Genomic DNA, 13,530 nt, shown 5'->3' on the forward strand with positions numbered 1-13,530 from the left:
GCCGTTTAGAGAGGATTTTTAGAGTTACTTATCTAGATCCGCAACTTTTAGGTTTTTAGTTAAGAAATTTTTAGCGTAAAAAAGAGCGGCCGAATGATTCGGCCGCACAAGAGAGGACTATTAAAGTCCCATGCTGAAATAACGGTTAGTGTTATTAAACGAAATATCCTCGACGATTTGACCTAAGAAGTCCATGTCTGCAGGATACATGCCTTTTTCTACCCATGTGCCGATTAAGTTGCACATAATGCGGCGGAAATACTCATGACGGGTATAGGAAAGGAAGCTTCTTGAATCAGTAAGCATACCGACGAAATTGCCTAAAATAGACAAAGAAGCCAAAGTCGTCATCTGATCGATCATGCCCTGATAAGTATCATTAAACCACCAAGCAGATCCTTGCTGAATTTTGCCTTGAGCCTCAGGGCCTTGGAAGGCTCCTATTGCGGTGGCGATAACTGCATTATCGGCAGGATTTAATGAATACCAAATCATTTTAGGCAGTGCGTCAGCTTCATTTAAAGCGTTCATGAACTGCGAAATACCTTCAGCGCACGGGCGGTTGCCTACAACGTCATAGCCGGTGTCTGCGCCTAAAATCTTGAACATTTTGCTGTTAGGATCGCGAATGGCTCCGTAATGCATCTGCATTACCCATCCGTATTTGGTATATCCTTTGGCAAGATGAATAAGGATCATGGTTTTGTAAGCTTCGATTTCAGTATCGGTCAAAGCTTCGCCTTTAATTCCTTTTTGGTAAATTGCTTCAAGCTCATCTTTTGATACGATGCGGCAATATGCGTAGTCGATACCATGATCGGCAGCGCGGCATCCTTGTTCGTCAAAGAATTTCATGCGGGCGTCTAAAGCATTAAAGAATTCTTCACAGCTGTTGATGGCAGGTACACCGACTAATTTAGCGATATGGTTAACATATTCTTTAAAGCCGGGTTTTTCAATTTTCATGGCCTTATCCGGACGCCAGGCAGGAATTACCTTACAGGTACAGGTTCCTTGTTCTCTGATTTTCTGATGCCATTCAAGGCTGTCACCCGGATCGTCAGTGGTAGCGACTAATTTAACATTGGATTTTTTAATGATGGACTGAACTCTGAAATCGTCGGTGGCAAGTTTAGCGTTGCACTCATCCCAAATTTCTTTGCAGGTTTTTTCAGAAAGAGTTTTGGTAATGCCGAAGTAACGTTTGAGCTCTAAATGGGTCCAATGATATAGCGGATTGCCGATAGCGCGCGGTAATGATTTGGCGAACATCTCAAATTTTTCATAATCGGTACTTTCATTGCCGGTGATGAGTTTTTCAGGAACGCCGTTTGATCTGATCATGCGCCATTTATAGTGATCACCGCTAAGCCATGCATCGGTAATATTACGGAATTGATAATTTTCAGCAATCTGCTGCGGATTGATGTGGCAGTGGTAATCGATGATAGGCATTTTGGCCGCATGTTCATGGAATAATTTTTTAGCGGTTTCGTTTTCTAAAAGAAAATCTTCATCCATAAATGCTTTCATGTATTGATACTCCTTAATTATAAAAAGAGCTCTCTTTTGAGAGCTCTTAGTTTATTGTTACTTAGGTAAGGTTGCTTCGTACCCGCAAAGTTCCGGAATGAAGCTTGAAATGGTCGGCACGTACGTGCAGAGCATTAAGACGGCTATGATCACTATATAGAAAGGAATCAACGGTTTGATTACTCTTTCGATTGTGGTCTGTGCAACTTTTACGCCTACGAACAAAATGTTGCCTACAGGAGGTGTGATAGTGCCGATGCAGAGGTTGAAGGTAATAAGGTAATAACGATACCGAATTCAACAGGGCTCAAACCACACTGAATTGCGATAGGCAGGAAGATCGGGGTAAAAATCAAAATTGCCGGAGTGGTATCAAGGAAAGTACCTACAATCAAGAGAATAATGTTAATGATAAGTAAAATGATGATTGGATTGGTACTTACGCCGTTTAACATTTCGCCGACAAGCGACGGGATATTTACGAAAGAAATAACCCAGGACATGATTGAAGAAACGCCGATAAGCAATACGATGATGCCTGTCATCTTAGCTGAATCTGCATAAATTTGTACCAAAGCTTTCCAAGTGATGGAACGGTAGCAGATTGACAGAATCAGTGAGTAGACTACGGCAACGATTGCACCTTCGGTTGCGGTGAATGCACCGGCAACGATACCGCCGATAACGATAAGAATAAGCAGTAAAGAAGGAATTGCTTCTAAAGTTACCTTAAGTGCCAAAGCTGCGGTGATTTTCTGGCTGTCGCCTTTGTATCCGATTCTCTTGGCCCAGAAATAAGCTACGACCATGCAGCTTAAACCCCAGAGAATACCCGGAATGTAGCCAGCAAGGAACAATGCGGCAACAGAGGTTCCGCCTGACACCAACGAATAGGTAATAAGTACGTTTGACGGCGGGATCAGCAGTCCGGTTGGAGCGGTAGCGATGTTGACCGTTGCCATGTAATTGCGGCTGTATCCTTCTTTGACGGCGATAGGCCCGATGATGGTACCCATAGCGGAGGCGGCTGCTACGCCTGAGCCTGAAATAGCACCGAACATCATATTGGCCATGGAATTGGTGTGGGCATATGAACCTGGAATTTTACCTACCAAAAGACGGGCAAAATTCATAAGGCGTATAGCGATACCGCCTTGGTTCATGATATTGCCGGCCAAAATGAAGAAAGGAATTGCAATTAAAGTAAATACTGAAATTCCGGTAAAGGTACGTTGTGCTCCTGTTTGCAGCATCATGTTGAAATCAAGAGCGTTAGCACCGGCAAGAATTGAAGATATCGCAATGGCAATACAGATAGGTACGCCTAAGATAAGGAGTACTATCATCGTGATTGCCATGATAAGTGCTACTGTAATTGTCATATATCTCTCCTAATTAAGGAGCGGTTATATCCGCTCCTTTTAACGGCTATGCGTTTTCTTCAGTTTCAACGCCGTATTGTGCGACGTTAGGATCTTTAAGCATGGAAAACATTTTGGCTAAATTGAGTAAACCGTAAACGGTAATCAAAATGCCGGAAAGGGGCAGTACTGCATACATAAGGCCCATATTGACGCCTAAGGATGCGGTGACCTGACTCATGTTTTCAGAGGCCATTACATAGCCGCCGTAAATTAAGAGCAATATTGCAGTCAAAATCACAAGGATCTCGGAAAGTATGTCCAAAAATACACGCTTTTTTCCTGTAAATTTGCTGTATACGAAGGCCATACAGAGGTGACCGCGTTCACCGAACACGATGGCGGCCGCCAAAATCGAGAGCCATGTGAAGCTATAGGTTACGAGTTCCTCGGAAATAGTACTCGGAGAATTAAAGAAATAACGCGTTACAATCTGATAAGTACCGATTACCGTCATGAACATGAATAAAAACACGCAGAAGGTAATAAGGCATTTATCAAGTAACTTTCTGATAGCTTCCATTAACTGATGCTCCTAAAAAGTTAAATTACTGAGCCTGATTGGCTTGTTCTGCAGCTTCGTATAAAGGTTTTAATGCAGGAGTCTTGTTCAAAAGTTCCTGATGGATAGGGAGAACTTTGTTGCGGAACTCGTTAACGTCAACATTAATGAATTCAACACCCATCTCTTCAGCTTGCTTCTTGGCTTCGCCTACGCGCTTGTGCCATGCGGCAAACTCGGCTTTTTCAGCTTCTTTTGCAGCTTCATCAAAAACTTTCTTTTCATCAGCTGATAAGCCGTCATAGAACTTCTTTGATACTACAAGAAGGTCAGGAACCATCTGGTGCATGTCATAGGAGAAGTATTTGCAGACTTCACCGTGTTTCTGGTCAGTTAAAGCAAGCTCATTATTCTCAGCGCCGTCAATAACGCTTTGCTGCAATGCAGAGTAAACTTCACCAAATGACATAGGAGTTGCAGCGCCGCCGAATGCCTGCATCATAGCAACGTTGGTAGGACCTGCCTGAACGCGGAATTTCTTGCCTGCAATATCGCTTACGCTTCTAATCGGGGTTTTGGCATAGAAGTTACGGGTACCGGCAGTGAAGGATGCAACCGGATAGAAACCGTTTTTATCGGAGTTTACGCTTAATTGCTCAAGTATTTCAGGGTTGGTAATGAAATTCTCAAAAGCTTTTTCTGAGGTGAAAATGTAGGGAATTGAGAATAATGAATAAATAGGATCAAATGATTCGATATTAGCTGTAGAAACAACTAAGTACTGAACTGAGCCTTGCTTAATCAATTCAAGAACTTTTTCGTTAGCACCTAATGTAGCGTTAGGGAAAATCTGAATTTCGAACTTATCGCCTAATTTGCTTTCTACATAATTTTTAAAAGCAACTAAACCTAAATGATCAGGATGGGTTTCAATCTGAGAATGGGACATGCGAATAAGCTGTTTTTCTTGTTCGCCGCAGCCGCTTAAGGCTAAAGTGGAAGCTAAGACAACAGCCAATGCAGTTCCGAATAATTTATTAATGCGCATATAAATACCCTCAATTTATTAATAGCATTATGTAGAAAACGAAGTAATTAACATACTTGTATTCTAGTAACCACGTTAAATATACGGTAAAAAAATAAAAAAACTGCTAGCTTGCGCAAATTTCAAACATTTAAATTTAAATTATGTGTAAAAATGTCGACTAGTATACAAATTCGCGGTTTTTAATATGTAAAGCCACTTATTTTTTGCCTTATTTGTATGATTTATCAAGGATTACTATTAATTATTTGAAAAATAATAACAATTTATCTTCAATAAAGAGTTATTGCACAAAAAATAAGCAATATCTAATGAAATTAGTGCAAAAATTCAAATGTTTTAGTTAAAGATTTTATTTTTTTAGAATTATAAAAAAGCAAATAAAAACGGCACCAAAAGGTGCCGCCTTAATATAAATTTTTAATTTAGAAATCTGCGTTTCTCGGGGTACGCGGGAACGGAATTACATCACGGACATTTCCGACACCGGTGATGTAAACGATAAGACGTTCAAAGCCGAGACCGAAACCTGAATGAGGTACGCTTCCGTAGCGTCTTAAATCACGATACCACCAGTAGGCATCTTTATTAAGTCCCATTTCTTCAATACGCTTATCTAGCATGTCAAGGCGCTCTTCACGTTGTGAACCGCCGATAATTTCACCGATTCCCGGAGCAAGAACGTCCATAGCGGCAACGGTCTTACCGTCATCATTCATGCGCATATAGAATGCTTTGATATCTTTAGGATAGTTTTTAACAACAACCGGAGATTTAAAGTGTTCTTCGGCAAGATATCTTTCATGCTCTGATTGTAAATCAATACCCCATTTAACCGGGAACTCAAACTTTTTGCCGCAATTTTCGAGGATCTTGATGGCATCAGTGTAGTCAACTTGAGCAAAATCGGCATTGATAAAACGCTCCAAGCGTCCGATAGCATCTTTGTCGACACGCTCAACGATAAATTCCATATCGTCGCGGCGCAATTCAAGCACGGTACGGAATACGTACTTGAGCATATCCTCGGCAACTGCAGCACATCCGTTTAAATCGGTAAATGCCATCTCAGGCTCACACATCCAGAACTCGGCAAGGTGACGGGTAGTGTTTGAATCTTCAGCACGGAAAGTAGGTCCGAAGGTATAGCATTTTGAGAAAGCGCTGGCGTAAGTTTCAACGTTTAACTGACCAGATACGGTAAGATAAGCGTGACGGCCGAAGAAATCTTTGCTGTAGTCTACTTGTCCTTTATCATCTTTAGGAATGTTGTTAAGGTCAAGGTTAGTTACGGTAAACATTTCACCTGCGCCTTCACAGTCGGATGCGGTGATAAGCGGGGTAGAAACCCACATAAAGCCGCGCTCCTGGAAGAATGAATGGATGGCGTAGGCTGCGGTATTGCGAATTCTCATGACGGCACCGATTAAATTGGTGCGCGGACGCAGATGGGCATATTCACGCAGATATTCGATGGTGTGGCGTTTGGCGCTCATCGGATAGGTATCAGGATCTTCAACAAATCCGTATACTTTAATCGCAGCGGCTTTAATTTCAAAAGCCTGGCCTTTTCCCTGTGAAGCCTCAAGGGTTCCTTCTACAACAAGAGAACAACCGGTAGTTAAAGATAAAATTTCGCTTTCGTAATTGTTAAGTGACTTGTCGGCGATGACTTGAACATTGTTAAAGCAAGATCCGTCATTTATGGCAAGGAAAGAAAATCCGGCTTTGGAATCACGACGGGTACGCAGCCAACCTGCAAGGGTAACAGTGCTGCCGACGGCATATTTGCCGTCAAGAATGTCTTTGGCACTGACAAGACTCATTTATAAAGCTCCTTCTTTATCTTTAATTTCAATGCTTTGTGGATCAAGACGTCCTGCTTTGGTGCGGATCATAATCATTCCGCGCGGGCGCTTGCTGTTTCCGACGACCATGACCGGAACTTGATCCGTATGGTGCTCATTAAGGTAACGTTTTATTTCGTGGGCAACGGTTTCACCTGCAAGTCTCGTTTCGATGTCAATAGGACCGTAATCTTTAACATCTACTACGGCTTTTAATATGGTAATTCCGCGTACCGGTTCACAAGAAGTTAATGTTCCTACAGTACGAACTCCGTTTTTAATCAGATTTTTTACCTTTTTATATAGGTAAAAACTTTTTATAGCCATAATTGCAAATACTACGGCCATAAAGTAATGCATATAGGGTTCTTTGTTTCCCTTAGAGTAGGCATATGCCGCTAATAATAAAGCAGTAGCGACAATCAAAGTATAAATGATGCCGAATACGAATTGCGCTGTTCCTACACGCGGTTCAAAAGAGTGAGATTTACTGAACATGGGAAATCAAGCCTTCAAATGATCCTGTAGGGTTAAAGTCATAGTTTTCTTCGTCTTCATCAAAAACTACGGTGATTACGCAGCTGGCGTCAACTACGACATATGAACTGTTTTGCAGGGATTTTGCCGCAACTTCGTTAAGCAGGTTAGCCTTTATGAATGATTTGAATTTAACGGGGGTACCGGGATTTAACAATAAATCATCAGGCTCTTCAATATGGCTTGCCGCTTTGGTTCCGTTGACGAATATGTCAACTTTGTATTCTTTTATCTGTAAAGGCTCAAGGGAACGATGCTCCATTGTAAAGGCAATATCAAACCCTGGCTCTTCATTAGGACCTGCGAGAGTCAGACTGTCAATTTGTAAAAAGGGTTTTTGTGAACCGTCAGGCAGTGAACTGCAGCCTGCCATTGTCATAGCACTGCAGATGCCTACTAATAAAAGAATTTTTTTAAACATTTTCTATTTAAATATAAATAATGATAAATGAGCATAAATTTTAACATTTTAATATTGTTTTTGGTTAGTAAAAATGCTGTTGCAGTCAGTAAGCCGGAAATATTTTTAAGTTTTATTCTTTGTAGAACGGAAAATGTTGCTCTAAAATGATGCAAAAAAATTAAGTATGTTTACCAAAATAGTGCGCTAACTTATATAAAAAATTAAAAATGGCACAAAAAAGGTGAGTTTGATTTAATATATCTCAAACGCAACGTTTATCGTTTGATACTTTTATAAAAATACTTTGTAGGAAAGTCGTTACCCTCGACGGAAATACAAAGCTATTAAAAACTTTAAAGTAGTTTTTACGCAAAGCAAAAAATCCGCCTGCCTTAAGTTCAACGTTATCAGCGTCGTTAATTTAATCAAATATTTTCTATGCCTGAATGCTTAAGTTTCAGAGTATTCAAGGGCAAATCTATATTTTAAGAAAATTCGTTTAGGTTAGTACTATGAACTCAATTGTTACCTCTTTGGGAAAATTAAGTGCTTTTTTCGGTAAGACTTTTGCCTTGTGGGTAATTATTTTTGCCTGCATCGCATATAACGCTCCGTCTTACTTTACTTTCCTTGCTCCGTATATTTCTATTTTGCTCGGTATCGTAATGTTCGGTATGGGTCTTACCTTAAGAGCCAAGGACTTTTCTGAAGTATTTACCCGTCCGCTTGAAGTTATTATCGGTATTTTAGGCCAGTTCATTATTATGCCGCTTACCGCATGGGGCTTGTGCAAGATTTTAGGCTTAAGCGATGAAATTGCCGTAGGTGTTATTTTGGTAGGATGCTGCCCGGGCGGTACTGCTTCAAACGTTATGACTTACTTGGGCAAAGGCGATGTCCCGCTTTCCGTTACCGTTTCTTCCTGCACCACTGTTTTGGCTCCTATCGTAACTCCGGCTTTGATTTACCTCTTTGCCAATCAGTGGGTTGAGGTTGATCCTTACGGTATGTTCATGTCAATTGTCAATATCGTGATCCTTCCGATAGTTGCCGGTGTTATTATCAATAGCTTTTTCGGTAAATTCGTACGTAATGTCGTTGTTGCATTACCTTTGATTTCTGTTTTTGCCATCGTTGCTATTGTTATTGCTGTTGTTGCAGTAAGCCAGCAGAAAATTGCCGAAACCGGACTTATCATTTTTGCAGTAGTTGTTCTGCATAACGGTTTAGGTCTTGCCTTGGGGTATTTCCTTGCAAAGGTATGCGGCATGTCTGTAGCCAAGAGAAAAGCTATTTCTATGGAAGTCGGAATGCAGAATTCAGGTTTGGGTGTCGCTCTTGCCATGGCTCACTTCAGTCCGTTGTCGGCAGTGCCTTCAGCAATTTTCTCCGTGTGGCATAATATTTCAGGTCCGATTTTGGCAACTATTTATGCCAATATGAAAAACAGCCCTGAAGATGATGAAAAGATGAATAGAAAAGACTAGTAGAAAATAAAATCATTAGTCTGTAAAAAAGAGCTCCGAAATTTAATGCGGAGCTCTTTTTATTTAATAGCACGTAAAGGCGGATTAATATGATGCATATAGGTAAGAAAAGACAATATGAAGTGACCTCCACTGATGTAAATATCGTGGATTTACCCTACAATTTAAACAGTTAATCATTAAAAAGCGGGAATTACCGCATACATAGGAAGGTCACTTTATGGAAAGAATAATATATATCGGCATGGATGTACATAGCACTTCGTATTCTTTATGTGCTTTAGAGCCGGTTTTCGGTCAAGAGAATAAATTTTTCTTTGAAACCAAAGTCGCGGCGGAGCCTTCCAATATCATCAAATACCTTGACAATATTGAGCATTACTGTGCGGACGATGAATGTACTTTCATTACCGGATATGAATCCGGATGTTTGGGTTTTAGCTTGTACAATTACCTTAAAGCGCGCGGAATTGACTGCAAAATTTTAGCTCCGACCAAGATGAGTGAAGAAAAAGGCGGGAAAAAAGTAAAAACCGATAAAAGAGATGCGAGAACCATCGCGCAAAATCTTGCGTATGGAACGTATTCAGCGGTATTCGTTCCCGGTGAAGAGGATTTGGCGGTAAGAGACTACATCAGGATGCGCAATGACCATAAGGCAGCCGTCAAAAGAATAAAGCAGCAAATAAACTCTTTGTGCATGAGACACGGGTATATCTATCAACGCACCAAATGGACGGCAGAGCATCTTAAATATATCAAAGGGATGACATTATCTCCTTTATACCGGGAAATCCTGCAGGAATATTTAGCGACCATGGAGTAGCTCAATAATAAAATCAAAGCTTTCGATGTCAGGATTGAAGAATTGTCCAAGACGAAAAGATATAAAGACAATGTCGGAAAACTTGCATGCTTTACGGGAATAACAAGGTCACGGGCATTGGCGATAATTACGGAAATCGGTGATTTCAGGCGCTTTTTAAAACCGCTGAATTTTGCTGCTTATTTAGGCTTGGTACCGGGAGAGAAATCATGCGGTAAAAAACAAAAACGTATCGCTATTACCAAAGCGGGCACCGGTCATATCCGTAAAGTGCTGATAGAGGCAGCACAAAGCATTTGCCGGGGATTACCCGGATATAAGAGCAGGGCACTGCTTGCACGGCAGCAAGGTAATGATACAACCGTTATCAATTATGCCGACAAGGCAAGTGCAAGGCTGCGCCGCAGGTATTACAAACTTGAAAGGAGCGGTAAAAAACATAATGTTGCCGTAACTGCGGTAGCCCGGGAACTGAGCTGCTTTATTTGCGGCATGATGAACGGGTTGACCGAAGTACAAATTAAAAAGGCTTAACCGGGTAAAGGATAAGGAGGAAAGGTACCTGAACACAGATAATATCTCCAAGAGGTCTTGAGGTCTGCCATGGTTCGGATATCCACGAAAAAACTATGTAGGCTGTGTTAACCACACAAGATCCTCGACAAAAGACGGTGCGATCCGGCGGCGAAACCGGTGACCTGCGGTAACCAATCCGCGTATATCAGAGTGGTCAAGCCCCGTAAAGTACGGCAAGAGATCTCTTGAAAATATTATCTGCGGTGGTATTGACATCGGTCACTTCATATCAGTTTTTTAATTTGCTTTAAGCTGTCAATTATTTGCGGTTTATCAAATAATTGTAATTAAGCTCAAGTAAAAATTAATCATTGCAATAGAATGAAAAAGTTAAAGTATTTTTTAATGTATTTAGGTGGGATTTTTCATGATGCAGTTAAATTTGTCTGTTTGCCCCGATAAGAAAAGTGACTTACCGATTCGCGTAATACAATTTGGTGAAGGTAATTTTTTACGCGGTTTTATTGATTGGATGGTCTATAAGTTAAATTCAAAAGGTTTGTTTAACGGCAGAATTTTAGCTTTACAGTGCACTCCGCGCGGACGCGTCGTTCCTAAGCTTAAAGCACAAGACGGTCTTTATACTACATTGCTTCATGGGATTGATGGCGGAAAAAGCGTAGAAGAGAATGAGGTAGTTAATTCGATTGCAAAGGCAATGAATCCCTATGAAGAATGGCAGGATATTTTAGAGTACGCAAAACTTGAATCTTTGCAGTTCGTGTTTTCCAATACTACAGAAGCCGGAATTACATATGTAAAAGAAGATTTAAAAGAGGGAATTGCTCCTTCTTCTTATCCCGGAAAATTAACCGTATTTTTGTATGAAAGATTCAAACATGCAAAAAGTACCTGCAAATGTGGGTACGGCATGGTGGTTATGCCGTGTGAGTTACTGGATGATAACGGTAAAAAATTAAAGAATATAGTTTTACAGCTTGCAAAAGACTGGAATTTAGGTGATGAGTTTATATCTTACCTGAATGAAGATTGCCGTTTCTTAAATACTCTTGTTGATAGAGTAGTTTCAGGATATCCGGTAAACGAAGCACAGAATTATGAAGAAAAATTAGGTTATGTCGATGAACTCATGACATGCGGTGAGCTGTTCCATTTCATGGCCATCGAAGGCGATAATGATGTAAATGATTTGCTGCCGTTTGCAAAAGCAGGACTTAACGTTGTAGTGGCTCCCGATATTACTCCGTATCGTTTGCGTAAAGTGCGCATTTTAAACGGAGCTCATACTGCAAATGTTCCTGCCGCTTTTCTTGCTGGACTTACTACCGTAGATGAAATGATGTCCGATCCGGTTACCGGTCCGTTCGTTCACTCCGTAGTTTATGATGAAATAATTCCGGCGGTAAATCTTGATAAAGGAATGCTGACGGAATTTGCCGATGATGTTATGAATCGTTTTAAAGATCCTTCCATGCATCATCAGCTTGCGTCTATTTTGATGAATTCGACTTCAAAACTTAATGCTCGAGTGATCCCGTCAATTCTTGATGCAAGAGCAAAAGGTGTTTTGCCGAAAAAATTATGTTTTGCCGTAGCCGCTTATATTGCTCTATATCATGATGCCGAAGGCGTTCCGGTTAAAGTAAAACGCGCAGGCGGTAAAACAGGTGAATTTATTGATGATGCGTACGCTGTTGAGGTTTTAAAGAAAGCTTGGTCGGTATATCAAAAAAATGAAGCCAGTGCATTATTTACAGTAAAAACCGTATTATCCGATACTAAATTATGGGGGATTAATTTATCTGCCGATGTTGATTTGACCTCTACTATCGCAAAATATACTCATGCCATTATTACCGATGGTGTTGTAACCACAATGCAAGCATTATTGGAGCTTAATTAAATGCAAGCCATAAAAATAAACCCTGAAGACGTCGTAGCCGTAGCCCTTACTGATTTAAAGCAAGGACAGGAAGTTAAGCTTGAAAATGACGCCGTTATATTAAAAGAAGATATTCCTCGCGGACACAAGTTTGCGCTTTATGATTTAGCTGAAAACGATCCGGTTATAAAATACGGATATCCTATCGGCAGAGCAAAACATGCGGTTAAAAAAGGCGAGCATGTTCATACACAGAATGTTAAAACCGATTTAAAGGCTTTCGGTTCATACAGTTATGATAAAGCTCCAAAAACCGAGTTAAAGCATGTCGATCGTTATTTTGACGGTTACGTAAGGTCAAACGGGGATGTCGGTATTCGTAATGAAATATGGATTATTCCTACAGTTTTTTGCGTAAATCATGTGGCAAAAGAGCTTGAATCTTATGCCCAAAGCCGTTTGTCCGAATTTGCAAATGTTGATGACTGCCTTGCCTTAACTCATCCGTACGGCTGCTCGCAGATGGGAGAAGATCAAACAACAACCCAGAAAATTTTGGCTTGTTTGACCCGTCATCCTAATGCCGGCGCAGTATTGGTTTTAGGTTTAGGCTGTGAGAACAATAACATCGGGGTGTTTAAGGAGTTTTTGGATGCAAATGATGATCGCATTCATTTCTTAAATTCGCAGGATGTTGAGGACGAACTTACTGCAGGTAAAGCCATTATTGACGAACTTTTGGTAAAAGTTAACGCTTATAAGCGTGAAAAAGTCAGTATCAATAAATTACGTATCGGCTTAAAGTGCGGAGGCTCTGACGGCTTATCAGGAATTACGGCAAATCCTCTTATCGGCAGATTAAGCGATGTCGTAGTAGGTTCAGGCGGAACTTCGGTTATGACTGAAGTTCCAGAAATGTTCGGCGCTGAGCAGATTCTTATGAATCGAGCTGTAACGCCTCAAGTTTTTGATAAATGCGTCAATCTTATCAATGATTTTAAACATTACTTCTCCTCTCACGGACAAGTTGTTTCTGAAAATCCTTCTCCCGGTAATAAAGCCGGCGGTATTACCACATTGGAAGACAAGTCTTTAGGCTGTGTGCAAAAAGGCGGTAAGGCCGAAGTATGCGACGTATTAAAATACGGAGAGTCTTTACGTACCCACGGCTTGAATTTATTGCAAGGTCCCGGCAATGACGGTGTTTCCTGTACCGCATTGGCTTCAGCAGGATGTCACATGGTGTTGTTCTCGACCGGCAGAGGCACTCCTTTTGCAACTGCAATTCCGACCGTCAAGATTTCAACTAATACTGCATTGTTTAATAAAAAGCAGGATTGGATTGATTTTAATGCCGGAGCTATAGTTGATGGTGAAAGCTTTGATTCTTTAACCGATAAGCTGCTTGACTACGTACTCGCTGTTGCTTCAGGAAAGAAGACTTTATCGGAAAAACGCGGCTTCCATGACATTATTATCTGGAAAGACGGCGTAACCATGTAGTTTT

The 13,530-nt window shown here is 40.8% G+C and carries 11 protein-coding genes and 1 pseudogene; 5 read left to right on the forward strand and 7 right to left on the reverse strand.

The window, feature by feature from the left end; translation table 11 throughout:
- Positions 1 to 120 precede the first annotated feature (120 nt).
- From uxaC to QZ019_RS03030, 7 genes and pseudogenes are all read right to left on the reverse strand, one after another.
- Positions 121 to 1,533, reverse strand: coding sequence for a glucuronate isomerase (gene uxaC / locus QZ019_RS02995; RefSeq protein WP_295482169.1), 1,413 nt, complete (start codon positions 1,531 to 1,533; stop codon positions 121 to 123).
- A gap of 57 nt (positions 1,534 to 1,590) precedes the next feature.
- A pseudogene (locus tag QZ019_RS03005) lies at positions 1,591 to 2,915 on the reverse strand (TRAP transporter large permease).
- A gap of 46 nt (positions 2,916 to 2,961) precedes the next feature.
- Positions 2,962 to 3,477, reverse strand: a complete 516-nt coding sequence (locus tag QZ019_RS03010) for a TRAP transporter small permease (protein ID WP_249084224.1) — start codon at positions 3,475 to 3,477, stop codon at positions 2,962 to 2,964.
- A gap of 25 nt (positions 3,478 to 3,502) precedes the next feature.
- Positions 3,503 to 4,504, reverse strand: coding sequence for a TRAP transporter substrate-binding protein (locus QZ019_RS03015; protein WP_295482179.1), 1,002 nt, complete (start codon positions 4,502 to 4,504; stop codon positions 3,503 to 3,505).
- Between the two features lie 425 nt (positions 4,505 to 4,929).
- On the reverse strand, positions 4,930 to 6,330 hold the full coding sequence (gene asnS / locus QZ019_RS03020; protein WP_294567155.1) for an asparagine--tRNA ligase: 1,401 nt from the start codon (positions 6,328 to 6,330) through the stop codon (positions 4,930 to 4,932).
- Entirely contained in the window at positions 6,331 to 6,849 is a 519-nt protein-coding gene (locus QZ019_RS03025) for a hypothetical protein (RefSeq protein ID WP_294567154.1), read from the reverse strand.
- Positions 6,839 to 7,309: a hypothetical protein gene (locus QZ019_RS03030; RefSeq protein ID WP_294567152.1), complete on the reverse strand. Its 471-nt coding sequence runs from the start codon at positions 7,307 to 7,309 to the stop codon at positions 6,839 to 6,841. The genes QZ019_RS03025 and QZ019_RS03030 overlap by 11 nt, the downstream gene beginning before the upstream one ends.
- Before the next feature lie 494 nt (positions 7,310 to 7,803).
- Here QZ019_RS03030 and QZ019_RS03035 point away from each other — a divergent pair, with 494 nt between their 5' ends.
- The 5 genes from QZ019_RS03035 (at position 7,804) to QZ019_RS03055 (ending at position 13,526) form a co-directional block, all read left to right on the forward strand.
- Positions 7,804 to 8,778 carry a bile acid:sodium symporter family protein gene (locus QZ019_RS03035; protein WP_294567150.1) on the forward strand — a complete coding sequence of 325 codons (975 nt, stop codon included), beginning with the start codon at positions 7,804 to 7,806 and terminating at the stop codon, positions 8,776 to 8,778.
- 220 nt (positions 8,779 to 8,998) lie between these two features.
- On the forward strand, positions 8,999 to 9,604 hold the full coding sequence (locus QZ019_RS03040) for a transposase (protein WP_295482185.1): 606 nt from the start codon (positions 8,999 to 9,001) through the stop codon (positions 9,602 to 9,604).
- 42 nt (positions 9,605 to 9,646) lie between these two features.
- Positions 9,647 to 10,138 (forward strand): transposase, encoded by a 492-nt coding sequence (locus QZ019_RS03045; protein WP_295482187.1) that lies wholly within the window; start codon positions 9,647 to 9,649, stop codon positions 10,136 to 10,138.
- A 409-nt stretch (positions 10,139 to 10,547) separates the two neighbouring features.
- Positions 10,548 to 12,044: a tagaturonate reductase gene (locus tag QZ019_RS03050; protein ID WP_295482190.1), complete on the forward strand. Its 1,497-nt coding sequence runs from the start codon at positions 10,548 to 10,550 to the stop codon at positions 12,042 to 12,044.
- Positions 12,045 to 13,526, forward strand: a complete 1,482-nt coding sequence (locus tag QZ019_RS03055; RefSeq protein WP_295482193.1) for a UxaA family hydrolase — start codon at positions 12,045 to 12,047, stop codon at positions 13,524 to 13,526.
- Positions 13,527 to 13,530: the final 4 nt, after the last annotated feature.

It is taken from the genome of uncultured Succinatimonas sp. (assembly GCF_905203285.1).
Lineage (GTDB): Bacteria > Pseudomonadota > Gammaproteobacteria > Enterobacterales > Succinivibrionaceae > Succinatimonas.

What these genes read in the sequence shown, in the direction of transcription:
- uxaC (WP_295482169.1), bottom strand. Translation starts at nt 1,533, where the DNA reads ATGAAAGCATTTATGGATGAAGATTTTCTTTTAGAAAACGAAACCGCT.
- QZ019_RS03010 (WP_249084224.1), bottom strand. Translation starts at nt 3,477, where the DNA reads ATGGAAGCTATCAGAAAGTTACTTGATAAATGCCTTATTACCTTCTGC.
- QZ019_RS03015 (WP_295482179.1), bottom strand. Translation starts at nt 4,504, where the DNA reads ATGCGCATTAATAAATTATTCGGAACTGCATTGGCTGTTGTCTTAGCT.
- asnS (WP_294567155.1), bottom strand. Translation starts at nt 6,330, where the DNA reads ATGAGTCTTGTCAGTGCCAAAGACATTCTTGACGGCAAATATGCCGTC.
- QZ019_RS03025 (WP_294567154.1), bottom strand. Translation starts at nt 6,849, where the DNA reads ATGTTCAGTAAATCTCACTCTTTTGAACCGCGTGTAGGAACAGCGCAA.
- QZ019_RS03030 (WP_294567152.1), bottom strand. Translation starts at nt 7,309, where the DNA reads ATGTTTAAAAAAATTCTTTTATTAGTAGGCATCTGCAGTGCTATGACA.
- QZ019_RS03035 (WP_294567150.1), top strand. Translation starts at nt 7,804, where the DNA reads ATGAACTCAATTGTTACCTCTTTGGGAAAATTAAGTGCTTTTTTCGGT.
- QZ019_RS03040 (WP_295482185.1), top strand. Translation starts at nt 8,999, where the DNA reads ATGGAAAGAATAATATATATCGGCATGGATGTACATAGCACTTCGTAT.
- QZ019_RS03050 (WP_295482190.1), top strand. Translation starts at nt 10,548, where the DNA reads ATGATGCAGTTAAATTTGTCTGTTTGCCCCGATAAGAAAAGTGACTTA.
- QZ019_RS03055 (WP_295482193.1), top strand. Translation starts at nt 12,045, where the DNA reads ATGCAAGCCATAAAAATAAACCCTGAAGACGTCGTAGCCGTAGCCCTT.